This is a genomic window from Rhizobium albus, assembly GCA_030160035.1.
GTDB lineage: Bacteria > Pseudomonadota > Alphaproteobacteria > Rhizobiales > Rhizobiaceae > Georhizobium > Georhizobium albus.
This window is the reverse complement of sequence record BSNO01000003.1, coordinates 908,977-934,560: the sequence shown is the minus strand read 5'-3', so window position 1 is coordinate 934,560 and position 25,584 is coordinate 908,977. Positions and strand designations below refer to the sequence as shown.

The window sequence follows — 25,584 nt, the reverse complement described above, 5'->3', positions numbered from 1 at the left end:
AAACAGTGTGCCATATTGTGGAACGGGAGAAGGAGATCCACCATGAAACATTTGACAGCGACCTGTGCGGCAATCGGCTTGTTCTGCGGTGCATTCAACGCGGCGCACGCCATGACACTCATCTATGGCGAGGCGGGCCCCAACCGCGGCGTGCGCGCCGAAGCGACACAGTGGTTCATCGATCAGGTTGCGGAGCGCACAGACGGACAGTTGACCATCGACATCAACTGGGGCGGCGCCCTCTTTTCAGAAAAGGCTGCCGTCCAATCCATCCGTGACGGGGTTGCCGACATGGGTTCGGTCATCGGCGTCTATTTCCCGCAGGACATGATCACCTATGGACTAGCGGATCTTCCGATCCCAAATCCCGATCCCTGGGTCGGTATGAAGGCAACCGACCGGATCATGCGAGAGAACGAGCAGATCCGCGAGAACCTCGCGCGCCAGAATCTGGTTTATGTAGGAACCTATACGACTTCGGCGGTCCAAGTCGGGTGCAAGGGTGCGACCATCGAGACGCTGGATGATGTGCGCGGGCTCAGGATCCGGGGCGTCGGCGCCTATGGCCGCGTCTTTAACGATCTGGGCGCCACCCCCGTCGACATGTCGGTTTACGAGGCCTATCAGGGGCTTGAGACCGGGCTCATCGACTGCACGCAAACCTACCCCTATCTAGTCGAGGCGCTACGCTTCAACGAGGTCTTCGACAGCTATACCGCCCTCGATTACGGCCAGATCGGCGCGCTCGGCATCATGATGAACAAGGACAGCTTCGACATGCTGCCGCCCGAGCAGCAAGAGGCGCTGATGGCCGCAGGCGAAGGCTTGGCCGACGAGTTCGGGCGCATCCTGAACGATGCAAACGCGCGGTCTGTCCAAGTCCTAAAGGACCAGGGCACGCCAACATTGGCCATCTCGGACGAGGATCGCGCCCGCCTGGCGGAAGCCGGCGAGAAATACATCGACGAATGGATCCAGCGGGCAAACAGTGCGGGTCTCGACGGCCAGGGGCTGGTCGATCGCTATAGAGAGCTGGTCGCGGAATACACCGCGCTGCGCGATAGCGAGGGCTACCCCTGGGGCGAACAGGCTAACTGATCAGCGGAAGCAGACGGGTCCGATCCAGGCCCACAGGGCAGTGCGCGGCAGACCCGCGCGCGCCTCACTTGCACCCGCTGAGCCTGCACGCCCACAGGCAGGCTGCGGCCGATCCCCACCGGAGATGCTGCCATGAAGGCCATCGAACGTATCATGCTCGAGTTCTCAGTCCTTGCGGCGCTGGCGCTGACGATCCTGATCACGGCGAATGTGATTGGGCGACAGTTCTTCAACCAAAGCGTACCCGACATCGTCATCATCGTGCGCGAGCTGATGGTCCCAACGATTGTCCTACCGCTGGCGGCCGCGACCGCCAATCGCGCCCATATCGCTGTCACCTTCGTTACCGACAGCCTTTCGCCACGCGCACGCGGTGTGCTGATCATCATGGGCTGGTGCATCGCCCTGCTCGCTATGCTGCCACTGATTTATGCAAGCTGGCGGAACCTGTCGGGCTCGTGGCGGTCGGGCGAGTTCTATGACGGGCTGCTTGGAATTCCCCGTTGGCCGATGAAGCTCGTCTTTCTTGTGGGTCTGTTGATGATGGGTATCCGCCTGGCCCTGGTCGCGCTCGAAGACATCGTTCGGCTGCGCCGCACCGGCGCAGTGGACACGCCAGAGCTCACCGAAGAAGAGGCCGTCTGACATGGATGCATCCACTATCGGCCTGATTGCAGTCTCCATGGTCATCGTGCTTCTGGCGCTGCGCGTTCCCATTGCCTTTGTGCTGGCGGGCGTGGCGACGGTCGGCACCTTCATGATCTACGCGCTCAGGACCGGTACCTTCATGCCGGAAAGGGCGATCAACCCCACTTCGTCGATGGTGGTGAACAGCTTCTTCGAGTTGATCCACTCTTACGACCTGTCGATGATCCCGCTCTTCGTCGCGCTCGGAAACATCGCCTATTACACCGGCATCACGACGCGGATCTATGACGCCGCCAATGTCTGGCTGCGCGGCGTTCCGGGCGGGGTCAGCGTCGCCTCGCTCATCGGGTGTGGCGGGTTCTCGGCGATCTCGGGTTCTTCCATCGCCTGCGCCTCGACAATGGGCCGCATCTGCGTGCCCGAAATGCTGCGCCTTGGCTACAATCCCAAGCTGGCTACGGCCTCGGTCGCAGCCGGCGGTACTCTCGGCTCGCTGATCCCACCCTCGGTGCTCTTCATTCTCTACGGCATCTTCACCGAGACATCGATCAGCAGCCTGTTTCTGGCCGGTATCCTGCCGGGACTGCTGACGCTGCTCGGGTACATCATCGTGGTGATGTGGTGGACCTCGCGTGATCCTTCAGCTGCGCCCGTCGATCCGCGGCCGTTGGCCAAAGGGGCTCGACGCCGTGCAGCCTTGTCCGCCTGGCCTGCAGCAGTTCTTTTCCTCGTCATTATTGGCGGCATCTATGGCGGCATCTTCACTGCCACCGAGGCGGCTGCAATCAGCGTCGCCCTGACCATCGTGATCGGTCTCGTCGAGGGTTCGCTGACGCTGCGGACCATGTGGGTCGCCATTCGCGAGAGCCTGGTCCAGACCTCTGCCATTTTCCTGATCGCAGCATCGGCGAAGATCTTCGTGTCGTTCATCGCGCTGACCGGAACAGCCGGCATGGTGGCCGGTTGGGTGGCGGATGCAGGCATGTCGACGCTGACGCTCATGCTGGCGATCTCGCTGCTCTACATCGTCTTGGGGATGTTTCTGGACCCGGTCGGGATCATCGTTTTGACGCTCCCCTTCGTGATCCCGCTTGTCGACCACATGGGTCTCGACCTGATCTGGTTCGGCGTTATCGTCGTCAAGCTGCTGGAGATCGGCCTGATCACGCCGCCGGTCGGGCTGAACGTCTTCGTCATCGGCAATGTGACCGGGCGAGACATCAAGATCGACCTCATCTTCTCAGGAGTCATGCGTTTTCTGGCCATGGACTTCGTGGTGCTTGCGATCCTGATCATGGTGCCGGCAATCTCGACCGTTATCCCCTACGGCTTTTGAGGCACCCATGACAGATCTGAACGATCCCCGCTTTGCCACCACCCTCGCCCGCGGACTTTCCGTCCTACGCGCTTTCCGCGTAACCGATGACGGGCTCAGCAACGGCGAAATCGCGCAACGCACGGGGCTGCCGAAATCCACAGTATCACGGCTGACCTTTACGCTCGGCCAGCTGGGCTATCTGGTCCAGTCGCCACGTGACGACCGTTTCCGCCCCGGCCCGACGCTGGTCGCTGTGGGCCATGTGGCTGCAGCCTCACTATCCTTCCTGGTGCCAGCACATGATCTGATGCAGCGTCTGGCCGAAGAGACCGGAACGCTGGTGGTGCTCGCCGTGCGCGACGGCGACAAACTGGTGCTGATCCGCACCTGGCGTCCGACGCAGGTCGCCTCGATCTGGCTGGAAGTCGGCCAACGCATCCCGCTTCAGCCCTTCTCTTCGACACGGGCCTTCATCGCAGCGGCGACGCCAGGCGAGATCGCGCAGGTCTGTGTCGAACATCCCGCCGCGCGCGAGCCGCTTGATCTGCTGCTTCAGGACCGTGGGGCGTCCCGCGAGGCGTTGACGCGACGTGGCTTCGTCTCCGCCCCGGCTGGCAGCGGGACGCCGGCTGCCTACAACGCAGTGTCGGTTCCCTTCCGCAGCAGCAACCTAGCCGAACCAGTGGTCTTCACCTGCGGCGCTCTGCCGACCGAAGCCTCATCCGACCGCATGGACAGCGAGGTTGGCCCTCGTCTGGCGGCTGCGGTCCGCACCCTTGAACGCTTGACCGGGCAAGGCCCCAGCGTGATCCGCACGGAGGCTGAATATGCCTGAACACCTCGTAGCCTATCATCGCGAAGGCGAGATCGCGCTGATCGAAATCGACAACCCCCCGGTCAATGCCCTTTCAGCCGCCGTGCGCCAGGGACTTGCCGAGGCCATGGTACGCCTTGCCGCCGACCCCGAGGCTCGCGCGGCCGTTCTTTTTTGCGCCGGCCGAACATTCGTTGCCGGGGCGGACGTTTCCGAATTTGGCAAGCCACCAGTCGCGCCCATCTTGCCTGATGTCATCACCGGGATCGAGGCGTCCTTGAAACCAGTAATCGCCGCCCTGCATGGCACGGTGCTGGGCGGCGGGCTAGAGGTCGCGCTTGGCGCACATTACCGCGTGGCGTTGCCCGGCACCCGCCTTGGCCTGCCCGAAGTGACCCTGGGCCTGCTGCCCGGTGCGGGGGGAACGCAGCGTCTTCCCCGCGCCATCGGGTTTGAGGCGGCCGCCGAACTCATCACCTCGGGCCGTCAGATCGACGCCGAGGAAGCGGAGCGGCTAGGCCTGATTGACGTACTCGCGGACGAGACCGATCCCCGCGCCGCTGGCCTGACATTTACGCGGGGTCTTCTCGCAGACGGATGTGGCCCACACCGCCTGTCGGAACGTGCGTCCCCTGCCCCGCAGCCAGATCGTGTTGCCGGCTTCCGCGCTGAAGTCGAGCGCAAGACGCGCGGCCAGGTCGCGCCGCTGCGCGCGCTGGATACCCTCGTCGAGAGCATGGGCATGTCCTTCGCCGAAGGGATGGCGCATGAGCGCCGCGCCTTCAGGGACCTGATGCAGACGCCGCAGCGCGCAGCGCTGGTCCACGCCTTCTTCGCCGAGCGTCGTGCCGCGCGCCAAGAGGATCTGGCCGGGGTCAGCGCTTGCCAGGTGGACCGTATCGGCATCGTTGGCGGCGGCACGATGGGCCAGGGCATCGCGGCGGCGGCCTTGATCGCTGGCCTGCAAGTAACGCTGGTCGAGCGTGACGACGCCTCCGCAGACCGGGCGATGGCGGGGATCGGAAAGATGCTGGACGGCGCGGTCAAGCGGGGCAAGCTGAACGCCGACACGCGCCTGCAGCTTCTGGCGCAGCGGCTGCAGGCAGCCGCGGATTACGATGCCCTCTCAAATGTCGATCTGGTGATCGAGGCCGCCTTCGAGGATCTCGCCGTCAAGCAGGAGGTGTTCCGCACGCTGGACCGCGTCTGTCGCCCGGGCACCGTGCTGGCGACGAATACTTCTTATTTGGATGTGAATCTGATCGCGGATGCAACGGGGCGGCCGCAGGACGTGATCGGCCTGCACTTCTTCTCGCCAGCCAATGTAATGCGGCTCCTTGAGATCATCGTCGCAGACCGCACCCCCCCCGAAGTCACTGCCACGGCGTTCGCGCTTGCCAAGCGCATGGGCAAGATTGGCGTGCGCTCGGGCGTATGCGACGGGTTCATCGGCAATCGTATGCTGTCCACCTACCGCGCGGCGGCCGATCATTTGGTGCTGGACGGAGCCACGCCCTATCAGGTTGACGCCGCCGTTCGCGCCTTCGGCTTCGCCATGGGGCCTTATCAGGTGGGCGATCTGGCCGGGCTGGACATTGGCTATGCAACACGCCAGCGCAAGGCCGCGACCCGCGACCCGCGTGAGCGCGTGCCGGTCTTCGCAGACCGTCTGGCCGAGGCCGGTCGCCTCGGGCGCAAGACGGGGCGCGGCTACTACATCTATGACGACGCCGCGCCGCAGGGGCGTCCCGATCCCGAGATGGAGGCGGTGCTGAACGGGATCCGCCGCGATTTGGGCATCACGCCGCGAAGCTTCACCGAGGCCGAGATCCAGGATCGCTACATGGCCGCGATGGTTAATGAGGGCGCGAAGATCCTGGACGAGGGCATCGCCGCGCGCGCCTCCGACATCGACGTGGTGTTGCTGCACGGATACGGTTTTCCCCGCTGGAAAGGCGGTCCGATGCATTGGGCCGAAGCAGAAGGGCTGGATCGCATTGCAGCGCGGATCCAGAGCCTGGCCGAGGATGATCCGTATTTCTGGCAGCTCTCTCCGCTTCTGGCCCGGCTTGCGGCCGAAGGAGACGGCTTTGCCGACGCATCCAAGCAGAAGGAATTGACATGAAGGACGCTGTGATCGTCTCGACCGCCCGCACCGGCATCGGCAAGGCGGGCCGGGGCAGCCTGAACCTCACGCATGGCGCGACGATGGGCGGTCATGTGGCGGCCGTCGCGGTGCAGCGAGCAGGCATCGACCCTGCGTTGATCGAGGACAGCATCTGGGGCTGCGGCTACCCCGAATACGTCACCGGCGGAAACATCGCCCGGCAGATCGTGCTGCGCGCGGGCCTCCCGGTCTCGGTCGCTGGCACGACGGTAAACCGCTTCTGCGCCTCTGGACTTCAGGCGTTGGCCATGGCGGCGCATATGGTCCGGGCTGAGGGAGCCGGGGCCGTGCTGGCCGGTGGCGTCGAGTCCATCAGCCTGGTGCAGCCGCCCCCCCGCCCATCGCGCGAAGACTGGCTCGATGCCCACCGGCCGGATCTTTACCTACCGATGATCGACACGGCGGACATCGTGGCCAGCCGCTACGGCGTAAGCCGTGAGGCGCAGGACGACTATTCCCTGCGTTCGCAGCAGCGCATCGCCGCTGCGCAGGAGCACGGCCTCTTCGAAAGTGAGATCGTGCCGATCACCGTTACCCGTGCTGTTACCGACAAGGCGACGGGTGAGGCGCGGCACGAAGAGTTCACGCTTGATAGCGACGAATGCAACCGCCCCTCGACCACGCGCGAAGCGCTTGCCGCCCTCGCCCCCGTTAAGGGTGAGGGCAAGTTCGTCACCGCTGGCAACGCCTCGCAGTTGTCCGATGGGGCGGCGGCGCTGGTCGTGATGGACGGCGATCTGGCCGCGCGCGAGGGGATTGCCCCGCTCGGCGCCTTCCGGGGCTTCACGATCGCCGGCTGCGAGCCAGACGAGATGGGCATCGGCCCCGTCTTCGCCGTCCCGCGCCTGTTGGAGCGGGCGGGCCTCACGGTCGCCGATATCGACCTGTGGGAACTGAACGAAGCCTTCGCGAGCCAGGCGCTTTATTGCCGCGACCGCCTCGGGATCGACCCAGAGCGCTTCAACGTCAACGGCGGCTCGATCGCCATAGGCCATCCGTTTGGCATGACCGGCGCCCGCACTGCAGGGCATGTCCTGCTGGAGGGGCGGCGGCGTGGGGCGAAATGGGGCGTCGTGACCATGTGTGTGGGCGGCGGCCAGGGCGCTGCCGGCTTGATCGAGATATTCTGAAGGAACGACAAGATGGACATGAATTTCTCACCTGAAGACCAGGCCTTCCGTGGCGAAGTCAGGCAATTCTTGAAGGACCGCCTACCCGCTCGTCTGTCCGAGAAGGTGCGCCTTAGCCGCGAACTGACCAAGGACGAGATCGAGGAATGGCACGCCGTCCTGAACGAGAAGGGCTGGCTGGCCGGCAACTGGCCGAATGAATTCGGCGGCGCGGGCTGGACCGCGATCCAGCGCCATATCTTCGAGGAGGAGAGCGCGCTGGCACATGCCCCGCGCGTCCTGCCTTTCGGCATCGCCATGCTGGGGCCAGTGCTTCAGAAGTTCGGCAGCAAGGAGCAACAGGACCGTTTTCTGCCCCGTATTCTCGATGGTCAAGACTGGTGGTGCCAAGGCTATTCCGAGCCGGGCGCCGGGTCCGATCTCGCCACGGTCAAGACGACGGCGGTGCGCGACGGGGACCACTACATCGTCAACGGCCAGAAGACCTGGACAACCCTTGGCCAGCACGCGAACTGGATTTTCTGCCTGGTGCGAACCGATCCTGCCGCGAAAGCACAGGAAGGCATCAGCTTCCTGCTGATCGACATGACTGCGCCCGGCATCACCGTTCGGCCCATCGTTCTCCTCGATGGAACGCCGGAGGTGAACGAGGTCTTCTTCGACGACGTTCGGGTCCCGGTGGAAAATCTGGTCGGCGAGGAGAACAAGGGCTGGACCTACGCCAAATATCTCCTGACGCATGAGCGCACGAACATAGCAGGAGTGGGCTTCGCGACAGCCGGTCTTGCCGCGCTGAAGCGCATCGCGCGCGCGCAGGTCGCCAACGGCCGCCCCTTGTCCGAGAACCCGCTTTTCGCTGCCCGCATGGGCGAGGTCGAGATCGACCTAATGGCCATGTCCACGACCAATCTCAGGATGTTGGCGCAGGCCGCGGCAGGACAGGCGCCGGGGGCGGAAAGCTCGATGCTGAAGCTGAAAGGCACGCAGATCCGGCAGGCGATCAACGACCTGACGCGCCGCGCCGTCGGGCCTTGGGCGCTGGCTTTCCCCTCCGAGGCGCTGGAAGGAGCAAATGACGACCAGCCGCCCGGACCGGCCGAGGCCGCGGGCGCAACGCGCAGCTATCTGAACAACCGCAAGCTGTCGATTTATGGCGGTTCGAACGAAATCCAGCGGGGGATCATCGCAAAATCCCTGCTCGGCCTCTGATAAGGGCACGACAATGCAATTCGGATTTACGGACGAACAGACGATGCTGGGCGAAAGCCTGGCCCGCACGCTGGAACGCGGCAGCGACGCTGCAGCACTTTTCGAGCTGGGCGTGGGAGCGGCGTTGCTGCCGGAAGAGGCTGGCGGCTTCGGCGGCACCGGCCCTGACATTCTGATGGTGTTCCGCACGCTTGGCCGCGCGGGCGCAGTGACACCGCTCCTGGACAGCGTGCTTCTGGGCGCTGGCATTCTGGCAGCAGCGGGAGAAACCGATCTGGCCGAGGCGGCATCCATCGGCGCGGCACGCATTGCGGTCGGTCTGGACGAACCGGGGCAGCGCTATGACGGGACCGTTGCCACCCGTGCGGCGGCGGATCGGCTGACAGGCGAGAAGTCACTCGTCCACGGAGCCGATCAAGCCAGCCACCTGATTTTCCGCGCGACCGATGGCCTCTATCTGGCCGAGGCCGGGGCCGAAGGGCTCAGCATGCGCGGTTACGCGCTGATGGATGGCGGCCGCGCGGCCGAGATGACGCTTCGCGACGTACCGGCCCGCCGGATCGGCGACCTGGCGCTGCTGGATCGTCCCGTCGCCGCAGCAGTCTTGGCGGTCTGCGCCGACGCGCTGGGGGTGATGGAAAGGGCCACCGACCTGACAGCCGACTACCTGAAGACGCGCAAGCAGTTCGGCCGCCCCATCGGTTCGTTTCAGGCGATCCAGCACAGAATGGCTGACCTGTTGACGGAGATCGAACAGGCGCGCTCGGCGGTCTGGAACCTGGCCGCACATCTGGACGGTCCGGGACGCGACCGACACGTGGCGGCGACCAAGTCGCTGGTTGGCCGGGTCGCGCGGCTGGTCGCGGAAGAGACGGTGCAACTCCATGGCGGCATCGGCATGACGGAAGAATACGAGCTGGCCCCCCTTGCTCGCCGCCTTCTGGCCGCCGATGCCCGTTTTGGGGACAGCGATCATCACCTTGAGCGCTTCATAGCAGTCAGCGCGGCCAGCGCGGCATGACACCCGGGCACGGCATCATCCGCGACGAGACGGGCACGCAGCGGCTGATCGGCTACACGCTGGATGTCGGCCAGCCCGACCGCCGCGCCCGCTGCCGGCTGGTCGTGGATGAGCGCCACACCAACCGGCATGGCGTGCTGCATGGCGGCATCGCGGCGGTGCTGCTGGACAATGCCTGCGGCGCGACCGCCAGCCTGACTTTGGACGACAGCGGCCGGCAGCCGTTTCTGACGATCTCCCTCAACACGGATTTCATCGGCGCAGGACGGCCGGGCGGCGTCACGGCTACGGGCCGCGTCATCGGCGGTGGGCGCAGCCTGGTCTTCGTGGGGGCGGACCTTGTCCAGGACGACGGCACCCTGATCGCCACGGCCTCGGGCGTCTTCAAGCGCGTGCCGGCTGAGGCCGCACCATGACCGCGGCAACGGCCGATCGACAGGATCGCGGGGACCACCTTCTGGTCACGCTTCGCAATCCAGGGCGCCGGAACGCGGTGGCTCCGGGAATGTACGCTGAAATCCAGGCTGCTCTGATCGAGGCAGCGGCGGCAAACCGGCTCGGGGCGGTCGTGCTGACCGGGGCAGACGGCTATTTCTGCGCGGGCGGTGATCTGAATACCCTGGCCGAGCGTGCCGCCATGAGCCGGCAAGATCGACGCGCCCGGATCGAAGAGCTGCACGCAACCATCCGCGCGATCCGCGCCTGCCCCCGGCCCGTTATTGCCGCTGTAGAGGGCGGGGCTGCCGGCGCAGGTCTGTCAATTGCACTTGCCTGCGACCTCCTGGTGGCGGCCAATGATGCCAGCTTTTCCGCTGCCTATGTCCGAGTCGGCCTGGTGCCGGATGGCGGCCTGACCGCCTCGCTCGCGCGCGCTGTGCCGGCTGCCTTCGCCGCTCGCATGTGCCTGACCGGAGAGCCGGTTGCCGCTCCCACCCTGGCCGCGATGGGCGTCGTGACCGATCTTGTGCCGCCTGGATCAGCCGCCTTGCGCGCTGCCGAGCTGGCTGCCCGTCTGGCCGAGGGGCCGTTGGACTCTCAGGCCACCATCAAGCACCTGCTCGCCGAAGCCCGGGCGCAAGACTTCGACCCCCAACTTGACGCCGAGGCCGAGGCTATGGCGGACGCCCTGGCTGGCGCAGAAGCCGCCGAGGGCCTGTCTGCACGTCGCGACCGCCGCCTGCCCGCCTTTCGGCGCCACGACATCACCGTGCTGACCAGAGAGCAGAGACGCCGATGACCATGACCCGAATCCACCACCCGCTCGAGGCTCAGCACAGCGCGCGCCCGACAGCTCCTGCGCTGCGTGACCATGACGGTCGGCGCATTACTTTCGCCGAGCTGGACGAGATTGTCCGGGCCATGGCCGACGAATTGGCCACTCGCGGCCTTCGGCCCGGCGACCGTCTGCTGATCCTGGCCGAAAACTGTGCGGCCCTCGTGGCGCTGATCATGGCGGCGTCGCGGCTGGACGCCATTGCAGTGCCAATCAACGCCCGGATGACCGAACACGAGCTTCGCCGCATCGCCGAGCACGCCGATCCGCGGCTGACGGTCTATCTGACGCAAGTCTCGACATCGGCCCTTGACCATGCCGGGAGCGCCGCCGCACCGGCGTGGCACACGCCCCTTGGGCAGCTGGCGATCCAGACTGCCGAAGGTAGCCCTGAGCCCGAACCGGTGCAGCCCGATGACAAGCAGATTGGGCTGATCCTCTACACAACGGGGTCGACCGGTACCCCGAAAGGCGTGATGCTCAGCCATGCAAACCTGCTATTTGGCGGCCAGACCTCTGCCAGAATGCGCCATATGGGGCCAGGCGACCTGATCCTGGGCGCGCTGCCAATGACCCATGTCTTTGGCGTGACCTCGATGATGATTGCTGGGATGGTCGCGGGCGCCGAGCTCTGGCTGTTCCCGCGCTTCTCGGCCGGCGCAGCGCTGGATGCGTTGCAGGCAGATGTCTCAATCTTTCCGGCTGTACCGCAGATGCACGCCCTGATCATGGCCGAGGCCGAGGCCCGCGGAATGGACCGGTTGCCGCCCGGGCGGCTGCGCTATGTCTCGTCAGGGGCGGCGCCGCTTGATCCCGACTGGAAGCGGCGCGCCGAGACCTTCTATGGCACGGCGCTGCAGAACGGATACGGGCTGACCGAGACGACGGCCGGCGCCACGCTGACCACGAACCCACCCGGCGTGGCCGATGTCAGCGTCGGTCCCGCCCTGCCAGGGGTAGAACTTCGGCTTCGCGGAGTGGGCCCCGACGGCGTGGGCGAAATCCAAACTCGCGGGCCCCATGTGATGCTGGGTTATTTCCGCAATCCCGAAGCCACTGCCGCCGTCTTCGACGCAGATGGCTTCTTCTCGACCGGCGATCTCGGCCGAATGGATGCAGCCGGCAACCTCCATATCGCGGGCCGCGTGCGTGAATTGATCATCCGTGGTGGCTTCAACGTCTACCCGCCCGAGGTCGAGGCAGCGCTGAACGACCATCCACTGGTTATCCAGACGGCAGTCATCGGCCGCCGCATCGAAGGTGGCAATGAGGAGGTTCTGGCATTCTGCCAGACCAAGGACCCCGACCGGCTCACCGAGCGCGAGCTGCAGGCGCATGTGACCGAGCGGCTTTCGCCCTATAAGCGGCCCTCACGCATAGTGGTGACGACCGCCCTGCCTTCTTCGCCGACCGGCAAGATCCTCAAGCAGAAGCTGATCGAGTTCTTCGCTGAGGAACTGGAGCGGGTTCAGGTGATCCGTTAGCGGGCACCGCTCGCCTGCGGTCGTTACGTCACACTGAACCCGGAGACCGTCGCCTCGACGCGCGCCGGCGTGTTTTCGCTGTTGGAGGAAACCGCAACGGCGACAAGACGTTCTAGCGGTTGACCAAAAACCTTCGGAAAATCTGCTGCAAGGTCGACCATTTCGGTGAAGCGGCCTGTTTCCGCCGGTCGCGTGATCAGGTTGCGAAGACGCTCTGGTGCATGCGGGCTCGGCACAACGGTGCCGGGCGCCGTGTTACCGCCCCAAGTATACATGAGAATCCGGGCCGACCGGTTGGTCATGAGACTGCGGATATTGGTTCCCGGACGGACACGTTCGGCACCAGCGGGGTCGAGGCTGACGAAGAAAATCCCGAGATTGCGATCGTCTGAGCCGATCGTGGACAGATCCGATGGCGGCACCGAGCTGTCGACCTGCCATGTCCAGCTAGCCCTTTGGGCCCCGTGAAAAGAAGGCTCCAGCATGCGGTAGAAGATCGAAGAGCTGCCATCGGCGACGACGCGCAGTTGCCCGTTGCCCACCGTGAACTGATTGGGCTCGAGACGGCGAAAGGTGAGATGCTCCCAGGACCCGTCAAACGGGACCTCAGCGGCATGAGCGACGCCCATTCCGCCAAACAGCGTTCCAGCGGCTGCAGCTGCGCCAAGCCCAAAGGCTCGACGCGTCATGGGAAACTTTATCGAGGTCATAGGCAGCTCCTTCGTCAAAAATCGTTATGGACACAGTTCGCTACGGAAAGCTCTTCACCGCGAAGACAGGTTGCTCGGCTCCGACGTTCGGGCTTGAAGTTTTTCGAAGATCACACGCCGCATGATCCTGCCGGCCATGCCCGGTAGCAGCCGGCCGAGGATAGAGGCGCCGCTGGCCGCCATGCCCGGCACGATAAGAAAGCCCGACCAGCTCCGCCAGATGGTGTCGGCCACGACGGAGGGATGCATCCTCGTTCCCCGATCGTCAGGCGTCGGGGAGTGCTCTGTTGCATGATCGGTGTCCATGGGTCCGGGTGCGACCACCTGAACGCGGATGCCGAGAGACCGACGCAGATGCCGCCGCAGGCTGCGCGCGAAGACAGTTAGACCGTCCTTGGTGCCGGCGTAGGTGCTGGCACCCGGATAAGAGACGAAATGGGACAGGGAGCCGACGAAAACGAGCCGTCCATCACGCGCGATCTTATCGGCCTGGATCAAGGCGGTGGTGAGCGCCATCGGTGCGGTCAGGTTGACGGCGATGAGCTTTGCCTGCCGTTCCACCGGAAGCGTTTCGAACGGCCCGGTCGCATTGATGCCGGCATTCATGATGACGATGTCGAATGGCTCTGAAGCGCTCAGTCGATTGATGGCCGATCTTAGTTCGGCTGCATCAGCGAGATCGGCATGGATGGCCGAAACGCCGTCCGGCAGTTGCGTCAGCCCGCTCGCGTCGGCATCCAGAACGGTCACATGGCCACCGTTTTTCAGTGCGGTGCGCACGCAAGCGCGCCCTAACCCCTTCGCCCCGCCCGTGATGAGCACGCGCGTCATCGCGCGGCTCGCAACGGCAGTCGGGTCAGATATCGGCCGTAAGAGATCGTCCGGCGATAGCCCCTGTCAGCTTCAAGCCCGTCGATGACCATGTCCGCAACGGCATGTGGCGGCAGCATCAGCTTCGTGAGCCAGTCTGCCGGCCGCCCAGCCTGCTCGGCCATCCCTGTCCTAGTCGGACCGGGATGCAACACACGGACGGCAACACGGTCTCGCCATTCCAGAGCGAGCGCACGCCCGAACCCATCGAGCGCGGCCTTCGTCGCCGCATAGACTGGCATGGCGGCCGCGCCCTTGTGGGCGACGGAGCCCACCAGGCCCAGACGTCCTTTGCGCGCAGCGAGCTTTCCGTAAAGTGCATGTGCAAGACGGATCTGGGCGGTGAAATTGATCGAAACGATGTGCTCGACCTCGCCTGCTCGCTCCTCTTCAATGGTTCGATAAAAGCCTGCGCCGGCGCAGAGGATCGCCCGATCCAGGCCGTCTATCTCATCGTCGATGAAGCGCTCGATTGCAGCCGCCTCGGTCAGATCAACGGCGCGATAGTCGATATCGGGATAGTCGACCGGCAAGGATGTGCCTGATCTCCGGCCTGTCCCGATGACGCGATGGCCCTGCGCGCAGAGCTGCTTCACGACCGCGAGCCCAATCCCGGAACTTGCGCCGGTCACCAGATAGATTCTCGAGCGCCGATGTGGGGCCTGCCATTTCAACACGCGACATCCCTTCGCTAAGTACAGAGTGCGAAGGAACACGAGCGCGCGACCGGGTAAACTGCCGTCGGCTCATCTCACGTTGAATTGAGGGCCGGTGAGTTCCTCGAAACCGGAGTTTCGCAGGACGCGAATCAGAAACACACTTTCTAACCGCAGCTGGCGAGAGGATGCCACATCAGATTGGGGTTGCGAGCCGTCGTAGCGATCACCCGCATTCAACAACGGCCATCCCGCTTCGATTTCCAAAACAAGACTGTCCGGAAACGGCTGCGGAAGCGTGTATAGGAAAACATTTCCCGACCGGCTGATACCAGAGTGTCACCGACTGCACCAGGCACGGACAATTGAGTGGCAACTTCATTGTTCACGTTCTGAAGCGGGTGATCTTTATCGAATGAGCGCGCCTGGCATTTTTTGGACCTCATGGTGCCAATGAGGAGTAGACCGATGATCATCGAGCCAATGCGAGAGTGGCCCTACGCTCCCGCTACGAGCGATAGACGCCCGGAACTCAGGCGGCGCCATAGCTCGAGAAGACTTCGGTCGACCCATCGCGCCGGATCAAGAACACCTCATAGGCCTCGCGCTCAGTCTTCGGGCCCATGCCCGGCGATCCGTAGGGCATCCCAGGCACGGCAAGGCCAATGGCGTCCGGGCGTTCCTGAAGCAGCCGCCGGATATCGGCGGGCGGGACATGACCTTCAATCACGTAGCCCGCGATCTTGCCGGTGTGGCAAGAACCCATTCCTTGCGGGATGCCGTTGTCGATCTTGTAGCGCGCAAGCGTCGTGCCGGTGCTCTCCTCGACAGTCACTTCAAACCCCTCTGCTTGAATGATCTCGACCCAGGCCGAGCAACATCCGCAGTTGGGATCCTTGAGCACATGGAGAGCAGGTTTCGTGTCGGCCATCGTGGGAACCGCAGCGGCAACCGATGCAGCGCATGCACCTAGGATGAAGCCTCGACGGGAAAGTATCAGGTCCATCTCTTCCTCCATATTCCGAGGTGTCTATCACAATCTCTCGCGGTGGCTTGAGCCATCTGTTTCCAAGGTTCTTGTCTGTCTACCGCAGACGGCCAGAGCGTGCCATGCGACGCATTTTACAATGCCTCGTCATCGACCGACGTCGGCGATCGGAGTCCGAAAGCGCTTCAGCCTCATGGCATTGCCCAACACGAAGACGCTCGACATCGCCATGGCGCCAGCGGCTAGCACTGGCGACAGGAGCCAGCCGAAGGCGGGATAGAGCGCACCTGCCGCAACCGGGATGAGCGCGGTGTTGTAAGCGAAGGCCCAGAACAGGTTCTGCCGAATGTTCCGGATGGTTGCCTTGGACAGCGCAATCGCATTGGGAACGCCTTTGAGGCTGCCCGACATCAGGACCACATCGGCGGCCTCTATGGCGATGTCGGTTCCCGTTCCAATGGCGATGCCGACATCGGCTTCGGCCAATGCGGGGGCGTCGTTGATGCCGTCCCCGACATAGGCTAGCCCGCCATACTCGCGCTTAAGTGCCCTGACGGCCTCCACCTTGCCATCTGGGAGCACCTCGGCCACAACCTCGTCGATCCCGAGCTGTCGTGCGATGGCATCTGCCGTGCGCCGATTGTCGCCGGTGATCATCGCGACCTTCAATCCGAGGGCGTGCATAGCCTGGATGGCCTCCGGCGTGGATGGCTTGATCGGATCGGCGACGGCCATGATTGCGGCTAGCTCGCCGTCGACGGCGGCATAGAGAGGCGACTTGCCCTCGTCGGCCAATCGCGCGGCAATCGTCGCGAACGCTCCTACATCGAGCCCGAGCTTCTCCATAAAGCGATCGGCGCCGATCTCGACGCGGCGTCCGCCGACGACATCGGCGCTGACGCCATAACCCGTCACGCTATCGAACCGGGACAGATCGAACAGCTTCAGCCCGTCTGCCTCAGCGGCTTCGACGATGGCGCGCGCGATCGGATGCTCCGATTTCCTCTCCACCGAGGCCACCAACGCCAGAATTTCTTCGCGGGCATGACCGACCGTGGTCTCCAGGTCCGTCAATGTGGGCTTGCCTTCGGTGAGCGTCCCCGTCTTGTCGAGGGCCACGACGCGGGCGTCTTTGAGCGACTGCAGCGCTTCGCCTTTGCGAAACAGCACGCCCATCTCCGCACCACGCCCAGTTCCGACCATGATCGACGTAGGCGTGGCCAGCCCCATCGCGCAGGGGCATGCGATGATCAGCACAGCGACGGCATTGACGAGCGCGAATGTTATGGCAGGTTCTGGGCCGAAAACCGCCCAAGCGAAAAAGGTCAGCGCTGCCGCCGCCATGACGGCGGGCACGAACCACAGCGTCACGCGATCAACGAGCGCCTGAATGGGAAGCTTGGATCCCTGCGCCTCCTCAACCATGCGGATAATCTGTGCGAGCATTGTGTCGGCACCGACTGCGGTTGCGCGGAATGTCAGCGCACCAGTCTGGTTGACGGTGCCGCCCACCACGGTCGCGCCCGGCCTTTTTTCGACCGGCACCGGCTCTCCCGTGATCATGGCTTCGTCGACGAAGGACGCGCCCTCAACGACCTCGCCGTCCACGGCAATCCGCTCTCCGGGGCGGACATCGACAAGGTCGCCCGTCACGACGTCAGCAAGCGCCAATTCGACCAACTCGTCATCGCGTCGAACGCGCGCTGTCTTGGGCTGGAGACCGACAAGGCGTTTAATCGCTTCTGAGGTCCTACCCTTTGCCCGAGCCTCCAGGTAGCGACCGAGAAGGATCAGCGTGACAATGACGGCGGCAGCCTCGAAGTAGACGTTCACCGTTCCAGCGGGCAAAAGCTGCGGCACGAATGTCGCCACCACCGAGTAAGTCCAGGCGGCCAGCGTGCCGACGGCGACGAGCGAATTCATGTCTGGCGCGCCCTTGATGAGCGCCGGCAGTCCGATCCGGTAAAAGCGCAAACCTGGCCAGAACAGCACCACTGTCGTTAAAACGAACTGCAGATACCAGCTTTCGCGCATGCCGACGGTGTTCATGACGAGGTCATGAACCGCTGGGATGAGGTGCGAGCCCATTTCCAGCACGAATACAGGCAGCGTCAGGAGGGCCGCAACAGTGACGTCGCGGCCCAGAGCGGTTTGCTCCGCCTGCTTTCGGGACGCATGCGCCTCGTTGTCTTCGCTGCCGCTGACCGTCCGCGCTTCGTAACCTGCCGAGGCGATTGCAGAGACGAGATCGCGATCCGTGACCGTGCCGGAGGTCGAAAGCGACGCCCGTTCGGTGGCCAGATTCACGGTGGCGGACGCGACGCCCGGAACTGCAAGCAGCGCCTTTTCCACGCGCGCCACGCAGGAGGCGCAGGTCATGCCGTCGATAGCGAGCGTGATCGAACGGCTCGGAACCTCATACCCTGCGTCTTCGATCGCCCGGACCAGACTGGCCTGATCGACAGGCTGGACCAAGGTTATATCGGCTCGCTCTGTGGCGAGGTTGACCGTCGCCTTTTCCACTCCTTCGACACGGTTCAGAGCCTTCTCGACCCGCCCGACGCAGGACGCACAGGTCATCCCAACGATAGGAAGCGAAACGGCGGTTGGTTTTGATGTCAGGTTGGAAGCGATCTTGGCGCTTTCAGTCGCGTGGACGTTCATCGTCAACTCCAATGGCGAATGCTGTTGGAGTTCTTCTGCTCGTTCCATCCACTAGAAGGTCAACACCTATTTTGCGTGATGTCGCCCCTTGACCTTCCACGTACTGGAATCTCCATCTTCGGTTCAAACCAGATCCATCCGAGGAGAAACCCATGAAGTTTCAGATCGACAACATGACGTGTGGCGGCTGCGCCCGGAGCGTCACCAAAGCGATCCATTCTGTAGACCCACATGCAAAGGTCGACATCGATTTGCCTCAGAAGAGCGTCAATGTGGTGTCTATTGCTGACGAGTCAGCGGTTGTGGCAGCCCTCGAGGAGGTCGGATATCCGCCCCGCCGTGCGGGGTAATGCGGCCGGATGCCGTTGTGAGCCGAAACCCCGGGCCTATATGTCGAATGCATTGTTGATTTTATGATCCAGAGACGCAGAGTACCGATGAAGCGGTCTGATCAAATATGGCGACTTGCACTGGCAGGCCTGGTGGCGCTGGCCGTAATCCTCGTTTGGCCGCCGCTTAAGTCGGATGCCGCGTCTTCCACCGATCACGTTGCAATCACGGCTTTGCACAGCCACGACGCACACGCCCAAGAGATCGGCGCCAAGCGGGTTCACCATGTTACCCTTGACGCAGACTGCCAGCCCTCGGCAGTCGGTTGCTGCATGATGACTCATTGTCATCCGGGCATGTCTGTCGACGCACCCGAAATGACCACCGTTATTGCCCGAAGCGAGACGACGGTTGCCCCGCCGGTGCGCGGCTTGGGCAACAATCCCGGCGTCATCCTGCCCCCTCCACGACGCGCGTGGCTGTGATCGCGCGACAATTCATACATTCAGGAGAACTCAAGATGACGATTACAAAAACGATCCTCGCCGCGGCAGTCGCCGCAATCGCGTTCTCGGTACCTGCTTTGGCGCAGGATGCGGAATTCCAGATGCCTGAGCAGTGCACTTCTTCGACCGCCATGGGCGGAATGGACCACTCGGCAATGGGTCATGGTGGCATGGAGGGAGATCAGGCCGCAGCCATGGATTCCGGGATGATGGACATGATGGGAATGGCCGGCATGGACTTGGAATCCATGCCCGAGCATGTCCAGGAGAACATGCGCCGGATGATGATCAGCATGCCAGCAATGCACGAAGGCATGATGATGGAGGATGCCGACGTGGCCTTCGCTTGCGGGATGATCGCTCACCATCAGGGCGCCATCGACATGGCGGAGGTGCTGCTTGAGCATGGCGAGGATCCGCAGATGCGCGCGCTCGCCGAAGAAATCATCGCTGCACAGGTCGGCGAGATCGAGCAGATGACCACCTGGTTGGCTGAAAACGCCAACTGAGCTGTTGCTGGCCGCGCGGGAAAATCCGCGCGGCCAGCACTTTGCCATTAGTTTTGAACCTCTTGAGCTTCCAGTAGCTGGAGCTCCTATGGTGGAAGGCCAAGGTCAGGAGACGCGCCATGAACATCGGAAACGCCGCTAGACAATCAGGCCTGCCGCCCAAGACGATCCGCTACTACGAGGACATCGGTCTGCTAACCGCCGATCGGGCTGCCAACGGGTACCGCGATTATTCCAGCGAAGACGTTCACCGGCTCCGCTTTGTCCAGCGATCCCGTAGCCTCGGATTTTCGGTCGAAGAATGTCGGCAGCTGCTATCACTCTACACCGACCGCGACCGCGCCAGCTCGGATGTGAAGGCGATCGCAACCGAGAAACTCGGCGAAATCGACCGAAAGATCGCGGAGCTGACCGGACTGCGGGATATGCTTGGGCATCTGGTCGAGAACTGCCACGGCGATGCCCGCCCCGAATGCCCGATCATCGACGGGTTGGCGGCAACGACGCGACAAACAGCGTGAAAGGCTGAGACAATGATGGAAGATGGCATGATGATGGGCGACGGCATGATGTGGGGCATGGGGCTCTGGGGCCTCGTGCTTGCAGTGTTGTTGGTGCTCGTCATTGCCGCCCTCGTGAAATACATCTTCTTCAAGCGGTAGCGCTCTCGAAGCTGTTGACGCGGGGAGGCCTTACGATTTTATCGCCGAGATGAATCATCGTGTTAACGCATACGGGGTAAGGCTGGTTGTGATAACAGCGCTAAATTAGCCGTAATCTCCATCCCAAATGACCTCCTGATTCGGATCGTGGAAGCTTCATGCTGCAGGGCTTGCAAAAGATGTCGGTGTTGCTTGCGGCCTTTGTGCTCGCAAGCTCGATGTTTTTCAGCACGACAACGGCACAGGCGCATGGGGTCCACGCAGAGCGCACCGCCACGCGTGCAACATCGATCCAAGCCCTTTCGGTTGAACTCGCGGATTATGTTCAACTCATCGACGATCAAGACGCGAAGTCATCGGTAACAGAGCCGTCGATCTCCAGAGAAATCGACCGGCCGACCACTTCCGATCGGGGTGCTGACAGTTCATGCTGTGGCATTGGCACCACCGGGTGTCTTTCAGGGATTGTGAGCGAGATTGTTGCTCTTCCTCCGATTTTCTCTGACGGAATGAATTGGCACATCGGGCCGAATGGAATGGCCGACATCGACAAGGATGGCTTGATCAGGCCACCTCAAATCTTTGTCTGAATGACAAGACGGCGGCGTGCAAAGCTTTTGCATGCCTCCTTTTCGATCTTCAGACCGGGGTTTTCGATGAATTTCCGTATTGCTGCTGCGGCGGCGGCCATGACCGCTACGCTTCTGTTCCTTCCTTTGTCCTACGCTCATGAAGGCCACGACCACGGCGATGCCCCGCCGGTCGTTGTTTCTCAAAGCGTTCCACGCACCGAGGCGCAAAGTGCGCTTTTCGAACTCGTCGCCGTCGCAAGCGGCGGATCGCTTGAAATCTACCTTGACCGGTTCGAGACCAACGAACCCGTCACGGACGCCGTCATCGAGGTCGAGACTCCCGCAGGCCCACTAAGTGCTGTTGCCGAAGCCGAGATCTATCGCATTGAAGCGCCCTGGTCTTTGCAACCGGGCGAATACGACCTCATCTTCACTGTCTCGAGCGGCTCGGACATCGACTTTCTCACCGCCACACTGTCGGTGCCCGACGTCGCAGCGCCTGTGCTCGCCCAACGATCCGGTTGGCTCGCAAACTCAGCCTTTGCGGATGAGATGCAGGAAGTGCTTGCCACGGACCTGCGCGATCGCCTGTCGCGCAATGACCCGGGTCTCATCGCCGTGGGCATCCTCGGCTTTTTGGGTGGCCTTCTCGTCATGGCGGTGTTTCGCCGCCGCACAGTCTTCGCTGCTGGAACTGGCGCCGTCCTCTTTGTCATTTTTGCGGGATCGATTGCTGTCGCCCATGAGGGGCACGATCACGGAGATCAGGCAGCTTTGATGCCCGTGCCGTCCGGCCGGGACGTGGCCCAGCGGCTCCCGGACGGGACGGTGTTCGTGCCCAAGCCGTCGCAGCGGATCCTCGCTATCAGAACCATCCTCGCCGCGCAGGAGGCACACCGGCGCAGCGTCGAGATGCCGGGCCGCATTATCCCCGATCCGAACGCCAGCGGTTACGTGCAGGCGGCGATCGCCGGCCGGCTGTCGCCACCTGAAGGAGGCTTCCCGAGGCTCGGCGCCCGCGTTGAGGCCGGCGATGTGCTTGCGGAGATCACGCCCCCTCTCCAGATGATCGACCAGTCCGATGTCCGGCAACGTCAGAGCGAGCTCGCGCAGGAGATCACGATAGCGGAGCAGAGGATCAGACGCTTCGAGACCCTGGTCGCGAGTGGTGCGGTCGCTCGAACGACGCTCGATGAAGCCAAGATCGAGCTTGAGGGGCTGAAAGAGCGTCGGTCTGCCCTGGAGCAGGTCCAGGTCCAGCCGGAGCCGCTCGTCGCCCCCGTCGCCGGCATCATCGCCGCATCCAACGCCGTTGCGGGACAGATGGCCGAAAGCAACGCGGTGATCTTTCACATTGTTGATCCGGCCCGCCTTTGGGTCGAGGCGCTCGCCTACGGCAACGACGGACAGTTCGATACTGCGGCTGCCAGCGATGGATCCAACCGTGCCCTCGCCCTGAAGTTCGAGGGTGCAGGCTTTGCCGACCGGAGTCAGGCAGTCCCCGTCCACTTCAGTATCGAAAGCGACACGAAAGGACTGAGGCTCGGCCAGATGCTCTCGGTCCTGGGGCAGACACAGGAGACTGAGGAAGGTCTAGCGATTCCCCGCATGAGCGTCCTGCGCGGTGCGAACGGGCAGGATATGGTCTTCCTCCACGTCGGCGCCGAACGGTTCGAGCCCCGCGAGGTGCGGATCATGCCGCTGGACGGCGACAGAGTATTGGTGGCCGCCGGCGTCGAGCCAGGAGCCCGCGTTGTGACGCAGGGCGCCGAACTGCTCAACCAGATCCGCTGAGGCGACAAAAATGTTTACGTTTCTTGTCACGCAGTCGCTGCGGAACCGCATGCTTGTCCTGGCCCTGGCGACGGTCCTCGTCATCTACGGCGCCTTCGTCTCCATGCGTCTGCCGGTCGACGTTTTCCCGGATTTGAATCGTCCGACCGTTACAATCATGACAGAGGCGGAGGGACTGGCACCACCTGAGGTCGAGCAACTTATCACCTATCCCCTGGAAACGCAGATGAACGGTCTGCCGGGGGTTTCCCGTGTCAGGTCCGTTTCCGGGGTCGGGCTGTCGATCGTGTATGTCGAGTTCGATTGGGACACCGACATCTATCTGAACCGCCAGCAGATCGCGGAACGTCTCGCATTGGTGCGAAACCAGCTGCCGCCGGACGTCGCACCGCAGATGGGCCCGATCTCGTCGATCATGGGCCAGGTCATGCTGGTGGCTATGACGGCGCCGGACGGCGTATCGCCCATGGAATTGCGCGAGGCGGCCGATGTTCTCGTCCGGCCGCGTCTTCTGGCCGTTCCTGGCGTCGCACAGGTCATCCCCATCGGCGGCGAGGTTCGCCAGTTCCGGATCGCGCCGAACCCGGCAGCGCTGCGCGCTCTCGGTGTGACACTCGAACAGGTCGAAGCGGCGCTCACATCTTTCGGCGCCAACACCGGTGGCGGCTTCACCGACCAGCACGCACGCGAGTACCTGATCCGCAATATCGGTCGGACACTCAGCCTCGACGACCTGCGCAGCATTGTCGTCGCCAACATTGGCACACAGCCAATTCTTCTCGATCAGGTTGCGGACGTCTCGTTCGGCGCACGGCTGAAGCGCGGCGAAGCAGGCTATATGGGCCGTTCGGCCGTCATCATCTCGGTCGAAAAGCAGCCCGATGTCGATACGATCGGCTTAACGCGCCAACTTGAAGCGGCGCTCGGCGAAATAAGCGCCTCTCTCCCGAACGGTATCAAGGCCGACCAGGTGTTATTCCGGCAAGCGGACTTCATCGAGACCTCGATCTCCAACGTGCAGACGGTCCTGCTGGAGGCCATCGTCGTCGTCGCGATCGTCCTGTTCGCTTTTCTTCTGAATGTCAGAACAACGGTCATCTCGCTCACCGCAATTCCCGTTTCGATCCTTGCGACTGCCATCATCTTCCACTTGATGGGTCTGTCCATCAACACGATGACGCTCGGGGGTCTGGCGATCGCCATCGGCGAACTCGTCGACGACGCGGTGGTGGATGTCGAAAACATCTTCCGGCGCCTGCGCGAAAACAGGGAGCTCGGCAACCCGCGATCCACCTTCGACGTGGTGGTCAGTGCTTCACAGGAGGTGCGGTCGGGTATCGTCTACGCGACGGTCATCATCGTTCTGGTCTTCGTACCACTCTTCGCCCTGTCCGGCATCGAGGGACGCCTTTTTGCTCCTCTCGGCCAGGCATACATCATCTCCATCCTAGCAAGTCTCGTCGTCTCGATCACGCTGACCCCGGTTATGGCCTATTACCTTTTGCCGAGCCTCAAGCGGCTCGATGAGCACGAGGGGTTCCTTGTCCGGTGGCTCAAGCGCGGCAACAAGGCGCTTCTCGAGCGTGCCTTCCGCTGGCCGCGCATGCTTATGGGAATAGCGTTGATCGGTGTCGTCGCTGCGGTGGTAGCCGCGACAGCGCTGCCCCGCGCCTTCCTGCCCCCCTTCAACGAGGGGACACTGACCATCTCGATGGCGTTCAACCCCGGCATCTCGCTCGCGGAGTCCCACCGCGTCGGGCTGATCGCCGAACGGTTGATCATGGAGGTGCCGGAGGTTCGTGTCGTCGGCCGCCGGACGGGACGCGCCGAACTCGACGAGCATGCCGAAGGCGTTCATTCCTCGGAGATTGAGGTGGATCTCATCGAGGGAAGAGCAAAAACGGAAATCGTCGCGGACATCCGTTCGCGTCTGGCAGTCCTTCCGGTCTCCGTAAACGTCGGACAGCCGATTTCGCACCGCCTCGATCACATGCTGTCTGGTGTGCGGGCTCAGATCGCGCTCAAGATCTATGGCGACGACCTCGACACGTTGCGATCGCTTGCCGAGAGCATGCGCGGACGCATGGAGAATGTTCCTGGCATCGTCGATCTGCAGGTCGAAAAGCAGGTGCGCATCCCGCAGCTTGAAATCCATATCGATTACGATCGTGCGGCGCTCTACGGGATTCAGCCCGCGAAGATTACCGAGGAACTGGAGCAACTCTCCAACGGACGTGTCGTTTCCCGTCTCGTCGACGGCAATCGATCCTATGAGGTGGTCCTGCGGCTGGACGACACCGCGCGCACGACGCAGTCGCTTGGGGACCTCCTGATCGAAACACCGGCGGGCTGGGTGCCTGTGCGCGAGCTTGCTGACGTCCGCGAGACCGATGGCCCCAATCAAATCCTTCGCGAGAACGGGCGCCGGCGCGTGGTGGTGCTGGCCAACACTGACGGAGAAACCGATATGGCCGCGGTGATTGAAGGCATCCGCGGCGAGATCGCGGCGGCGCAGATGCCGCCGGGCTTTTCGACAAGCCTTGAGGGAACGTTCCAAGCTCAGGAGGAAGCGACCAGGACGATCGGCGCACTCTCCCTGATCTCGCTGGCGATGATCTTTGCCATTCTCTACAGCCGTTACCGATCGGCGGTCTGCGCTCTCATCATCATGGGCAGCGTGCCCCTCGCGCTGATCGGCTCGGTGGCCGCGCTTTGGCTTTCGGGCCAACCACTTTCGGTGGCCTCGATGATCGGCTTCATCACGCTGACGGGCATCGCGGCACGGAACGGCATCCTCAAGATCAGTCACTACATCAATCTGGCGATCCATGAGGGTTTACCCTTTGGACGCGATCTTGTGGTCCGGGGGAGCCTCGAGCGTCTGACGCCTGTTCTCATGACCGCGCTTTCCGCGGGCGTCGCGCTCGTGCCGTTGATGATCGATCCGTCGTCTCCCGGGAAGGAAATCCTGCATCCTGTCGCAGTGACGATCTTCGGGGGACTGGTGTCATCGACACTGCTGGACACCTTCCTGACGCCTGTCCTCTTCCTGCGCTATGGCGAGAAGTCATTGAAGCGACTGGTCGATGCCGCGCGCGTTGAACGCGAGACCGCAACCATGCCCACGAGCGCAGTTCCGCAATCCTTCTGAAGAAACAAGG

At 63.1% G+C, this 25,584-nt stretch carries 23 protein-coding genes; 18 read left to right on the top strand and 5 right to left on the bottom strand.

From position 1 onward, the window contains the following. Positions 1-42 precede the first annotated feature (42 nt). From QQL76_RS12165 to QQL76_RS12115, 11 genes are all read left to right on the top strand, one after another. Complete coding sequence (locus tag QQL76_RS12165) at positions 43-1,098, top strand: C4-dicarboxylate TRAP transporter substrate-binding protein (RefSeq protein WP_499207866.1); 1,056 nt, start codon at positions 43-45, stop codon at positions 1,096-1,098. A gap of 132 nt (positions 1,099-1,230) precedes the next feature. Further along, positions 1,231-1,743: a TRAP transporter small permease gene (locus tag QQL76_RS12160; protein ID WP_499207865.1), complete on the top strand. Its 513-nt coding sequence runs from the start codon at positions 1,231-1,233 to the stop codon at positions 1,741-1,743. Position 1,744: 1 nt separating this feature from the next. Beyond that, positions 1,745-3,082 carry a TRAP transporter large permease gene (locus QQL76_RS12155; protein WP_499207864.1) on the top strand — a complete coding sequence of 446 codons (1,338 nt, stop codon included), beginning with the start codon at positions 1,745-1,747 and terminating at the stop codon, positions 3,080-3,082. A gap of 7 nt (positions 3,083-3,089) precedes the next feature. Further along, positions 3,090-3,899, top strand: a complete 810-nt coding sequence (locus QQL76_RS12150; RefSeq protein WP_499207863.1) for an IclR family transcriptional regulator — start codon at positions 3,090-3,092, stop codon at positions 3,897-3,899. Continuing rightward, on the top strand, positions 3,892-6,003 hold the full coding sequence (locus QQL76_RS12145) for a fatty acid beta-oxidation multifunctional protein (RefSeq protein ID WP_499207862.1): 2,112 nt from the start codon (positions 3,892-3,894) through the stop codon (positions 6,001-6,003). The genes QQL76_RS12150 and QQL76_RS12145 overlap by 8 nt, the downstream gene beginning before the upstream one ends. Continuing rightward, positions 6,000-7,175, top strand: coding sequence for a thiolase family protein (locus tag QQL76_RS12140; protein ID WP_499207861.1), 1,176 nt, complete (start codon positions 6,000-6,002; stop codon positions 7,173-7,175). Before QQL76_RS12145 ends, QQL76_RS12140 begins: the two co-directional genes overlap by 4 nt. 12 nt (positions 7,176-7,187) lie before the next feature. After that, positions 7,188-8,384 (top strand): acyl-CoA dehydrogenase family protein, encoded by a 1,197-nt coding sequence (locus QQL76_RS12135; RefSeq protein WP_499207860.1) that lies wholly within the window; start codon positions 7,188-7,190, stop codon positions 8,382-8,384. Between the two features lie 43 nt (positions 8,385-8,427). Beyond that, complete coding sequence (locus QQL76_RS12130) at positions 8,428-9,405, top strand: acyl-CoA dehydrogenase family protein (protein WP_499207859.1); 978 nt, start codon at positions 8,428-8,430, stop codon at positions 9,403-9,405. After that, positions 9,402-9,821 carry a PaaI family thioesterase gene (locus QQL76_RS12125; RefSeq protein WP_499207858.1) on the top strand — a complete coding sequence of 140 codons (420 nt, stop codon included), beginning with the start codon at positions 9,402-9,404 and terminating at the stop codon, positions 9,819-9,821. Before QQL76_RS12130 ends, QQL76_RS12125 begins: the two co-directional genes overlap by 4 nt. Then, positions 9,818-10,642: a Clp protease/crotonase-like domain-containing protein gene (locus QQL76_RS12120; RefSeq protein WP_499207857.1), complete on the top strand. Its 825-nt coding sequence runs from the start codon at positions 9,818-9,820 to the stop codon at positions 10,640-10,642. Before QQL76_RS12125 ends, QQL76_RS12120 begins: the two co-directional genes overlap by 4 nt. Then, positions 10,639-12,162, top strand: a complete 1,524-nt coding sequence (locus tag QQL76_RS12115; RefSeq protein ID WP_499207856.1) for a class I adenylate-forming enzyme family protein — start codon at positions 10,639-10,641, stop codon at positions 12,160-12,162. Before QQL76_RS12120 ends, QQL76_RS12115 begins: the two co-directional genes overlap by 4 nt. A 23-nt stretch (positions 12,163-12,185) precedes the next feature. Here QQL76_RS12115 and QQL76_RS12110 read toward each other — a convergent pair whose 3' ends face one another. The 5 genes from QQL76_RS12110 to QQL76_RS12090 all read right to left on the bottom strand — a co-directional run bounded on the left by QQL76_RS12110 (position 12,186) and on the right by QQL76_RS12090 (position 18,050). Then, positions 12,186-12,872: a DUF3047 domain-containing protein gene (locus tag QQL76_RS12110; protein ID WP_499207855.1), complete on the bottom strand. Its 687-nt coding sequence runs from the start codon at positions 12,870-12,872 to the stop codon at positions 12,186-12,188. 54 nt (positions 12,873-12,926) lie between these two features. Continuing rightward, the gene (locus tag QQL76_RS12105; protein ID WP_499207854.1) at positions 12,927-13,703 is read right to left on the bottom strand and encodes an SDR family NAD(P)-dependent oxidoreductase; all 777 of its coding nucleotides are present in this window, start codon (positions 13,701-13,703) and stop codon (positions 12,927-12,929) included. After that, positions 13,700-14,374: an SDR family NAD(P)-dependent oxidoreductase gene (locus QQL76_RS12100; RefSeq protein WP_499207853.1), complete on the bottom strand. Its 675-nt coding sequence runs from the start codon at positions 14,372-14,374 to the stop codon at positions 13,700-13,702. Before QQL76_RS12100 ends, QQL76_RS12105 begins: the two co-directional genes overlap by 4 nt. Positions 14,375-14,930: 556 nt before the next feature. Continuing rightward, on the bottom strand, positions 14,931-15,404 hold the full coding sequence (locus tag QQL76_RS12095) for a DUF411 domain-containing protein (RefSeq protein ID WP_499207852.1): 474 nt from the start codon (positions 15,402-15,404) through the stop codon (positions 14,931-14,933). A 129-nt stretch (positions 15,405-15,533) separates the two neighbouring features. After that, a complete protein-coding gene (locus QQL76_RS12090) occupies positions 15,534-18,050 on the bottom strand; it encodes a heavy metal translocating P-type ATPase (protein WP_499207851.1) in 2,517 nt (838 codons plus the stop codon). Positions 18,051-18,202: 152 nt separating this feature from the next. Here QQL76_RS12090 and QQL76_RS12085 point away from each other — a divergent pair, with 152 nt between their 5' ends. The 7 genes from QQL76_RS12085 (at position 18,203) to QQL76_RS12055 (ending at position 25,574) form a co-directional block, all read left to right on the top strand. Then, complete coding sequence (locus QQL76_RS12085) at positions 18,203-18,400, top strand: heavy-metal-associated domain-containing protein (RefSeq protein WP_499207850.1); 198 nt, start codon at positions 18,203-18,205, stop codon at positions 18,398-18,400. Positions 18,401-18,855: 455 nt separating this feature from the next. After that, positions 18,856-19,395, top strand: coding sequence for a DUF305 domain-containing protein (locus QQL76_RS12080; RefSeq protein WP_499207849.1), 540 nt, complete (start codon positions 18,856-18,858; stop codon positions 19,393-19,395). 119 nt (positions 19,396-19,514) lie between these two features. Then, complete coding sequence (cueR, locus tag QQL76_RS12075; protein ID WP_499207848.1) at positions 19,515-19,916, top strand: Cu(I)-responsive transcriptional regulator; 402 nt, start codon at positions 19,515-19,517, stop codon at positions 19,914-19,916. A 12-nt stretch (positions 19,917-19,928) separates the two neighbouring features. Next, entirely contained in the window at positions 19,929-20,057 is a 129-nt protein-coding gene (locus QQL76_RS12070; RefSeq protein WP_499207847.1) for a hypothetical protein, read from the top strand. A gap of 158 nt (positions 20,058-20,215) precedes the next feature. Next, positions 20,216-20,647 carry a hypothetical protein gene (locus tag QQL76_RS12065; RefSeq protein ID WP_499207846.1) on the top strand — a complete coding sequence of 144 codons (432 nt, stop codon included), beginning with the start codon at positions 20,216-20,218 and terminating at the stop codon, positions 20,645-20,647. Positions 20,648-20,746: 99 nt separating this feature from the next. Beyond that, positions 20,747-22,423 (top strand): efflux RND transporter periplasmic adaptor subunit, encoded by a 1,677-nt coding sequence (locus tag QQL76_RS12060; RefSeq protein WP_499207845.1) that lies wholly within the window; start codon positions 20,747-20,749, stop codon positions 22,421-22,423. 10 nt (positions 22,424-22,433) lie between these two features. After that, the gene (locus tag QQL76_RS12055; protein ID WP_499207844.1) at positions 22,434-25,574 is read left to right on the top strand and encodes an efflux RND transporter permease subunit; all 3,141 of its coding nucleotides are present in this window, start codon (positions 22,434-22,436) and stop codon (positions 25,572-25,574) included. The last annotated feature ends 10 nt before the right edge of the window (positions 25,575-25,584 follow it).

Bases quoted from the DNA above. Each gene is read 5' to 3' on its own strand.
- QQL76_RS12165 (WP_499207866.1), top strand. From the start codon at position 43: ATGAAACATTTGACAGCGACCTGTGCGGCAATCGGCTTGTTCTGCGGT.
- QQL76_RS12160 (WP_499207865.1), top strand. From the start codon at position 1,231: ATGAAGGCCATCGAACGTATCATGCTCGAGTTCTCAGTCCTTGCGGCG.
- QQL76_RS12155 (WP_499207864.1), top strand. From the start codon at position 1,745: ATGGATGCATCCACTATCGGCCTGATTGCAGTCTCCATGGTCATCGTG.
- QQL76_RS12150 (WP_499207863.1), top strand. From the start codon at position 3,090: ATGACAGATCTGAACGATCCCCGCTTTGCCACCACCCTCGCCCGCGGA.
- QQL76_RS12145 (WP_499207862.1), top strand. From the start codon at position 3,892: ATGCCTGAACACCTCGTAGCCTATCATCGCGAAGGCGAGATCGCGCTG.
- QQL76_RS12140 (WP_499207861.1), top strand. From the start codon at position 6,000: ATGAAGGACGCTGTGATCGTCTCGACCGCCCGCACCGGCATCGGCAAG.
- QQL76_RS12135 (WP_499207860.1), top strand. From the start codon at position 7,188: ATGGACATGAATTTCTCACCTGAAGACCAGGCCTTCCGTGGCGAAGTC.
- QQL76_RS12130 (WP_499207859.1), top strand. From the start codon at position 8,428: ATGCTGGGCGAAAGCCTGGCCCGCACGCTGGAACGCGGCAGCGACGCT.
- QQL76_RS12125 (WP_499207858.1), top strand. From the start codon at position 9,402: ATGACACCCGGGCACGGCATCATCCGCGACGAGACGGGCACGCAGCGG.
- QQL76_RS12120 (WP_499207857.1), top strand. From the start codon at position 9,818: ATGACCGCGGCAACGGCCGATCGACAGGATCGCGGGGACCACCTTCTG.
- QQL76_RS12115 (WP_499207856.1), top strand. From the start codon at position 10,639: ATGACCATGACCCGAATCCACCACCCGCTCGAGGCTCAGCACAGCGCG.
- QQL76_RS12110 (WP_499207855.1), bottom strand. From the start codon at position 12,872: ATGACCTCGATAAAGTTTCCCATGACGCGTCGAGCCTTTGGGCTTGGC.
- QQL76_RS12105 (WP_499207854.1), bottom strand. From the start codon at position 13,703: ATGACGCGCGTGCTCATCACGGGCGGGGCGAAGGGGTTAGGGCGCGCT.
- QQL76_RS12095 (WP_499207852.1), bottom strand. From the start codon at position 15,404: ATGGACCTGATACTTTCCCGTCGAGGCTTCATCCTAGGTGCATGCGCT.
- QQL76_RS12090 (WP_499207851.1), bottom strand. From the start codon at position 18,050: ATGAACGTCCACGCGACTGAAAGCGCCAAGATCGCTTCCAACCTGACA.
- QQL76_RS12085 (WP_499207850.1), top strand. From the start codon at position 18,203: ATGAAGTTTCAGATCGACAACATGACGTGTGGCGGCTGCGCCCGGAGC.
- cueR (WP_499207848.1), top strand. From the start codon at position 19,515: ATGAACATCGGAAACGCCGCTAGACAATCAGGCCTGCCGCCCAAGACG.
- QQL76_RS12070 (WP_499207847.1), top strand. From the start codon at position 19,929: ATGATGGAAGATGGCATGATGATGGGCGACGGCATGATGTGGGGCATG.
- QQL76_RS12065 (WP_499207846.1), top strand. From the start codon at position 20,216: ATGCTGCAGGGCTTGCAAAAGATGTCGGTGTTGCTTGCGGCCTTTGTG.
- QQL76_RS12060 (WP_499207845.1), top strand. From the start codon at position 20,747: ATGACCGCTACGCTTCTGTTCCTTCCTTTGTCCTACGCTCATGAAGGC.
- QQL76_RS12055 (WP_499207844.1), top strand. From the start codon at position 22,434: ATGTTTACGTTTCTTGTCACGCAGTCGCTGCGGAACCGCATGCTTGTC.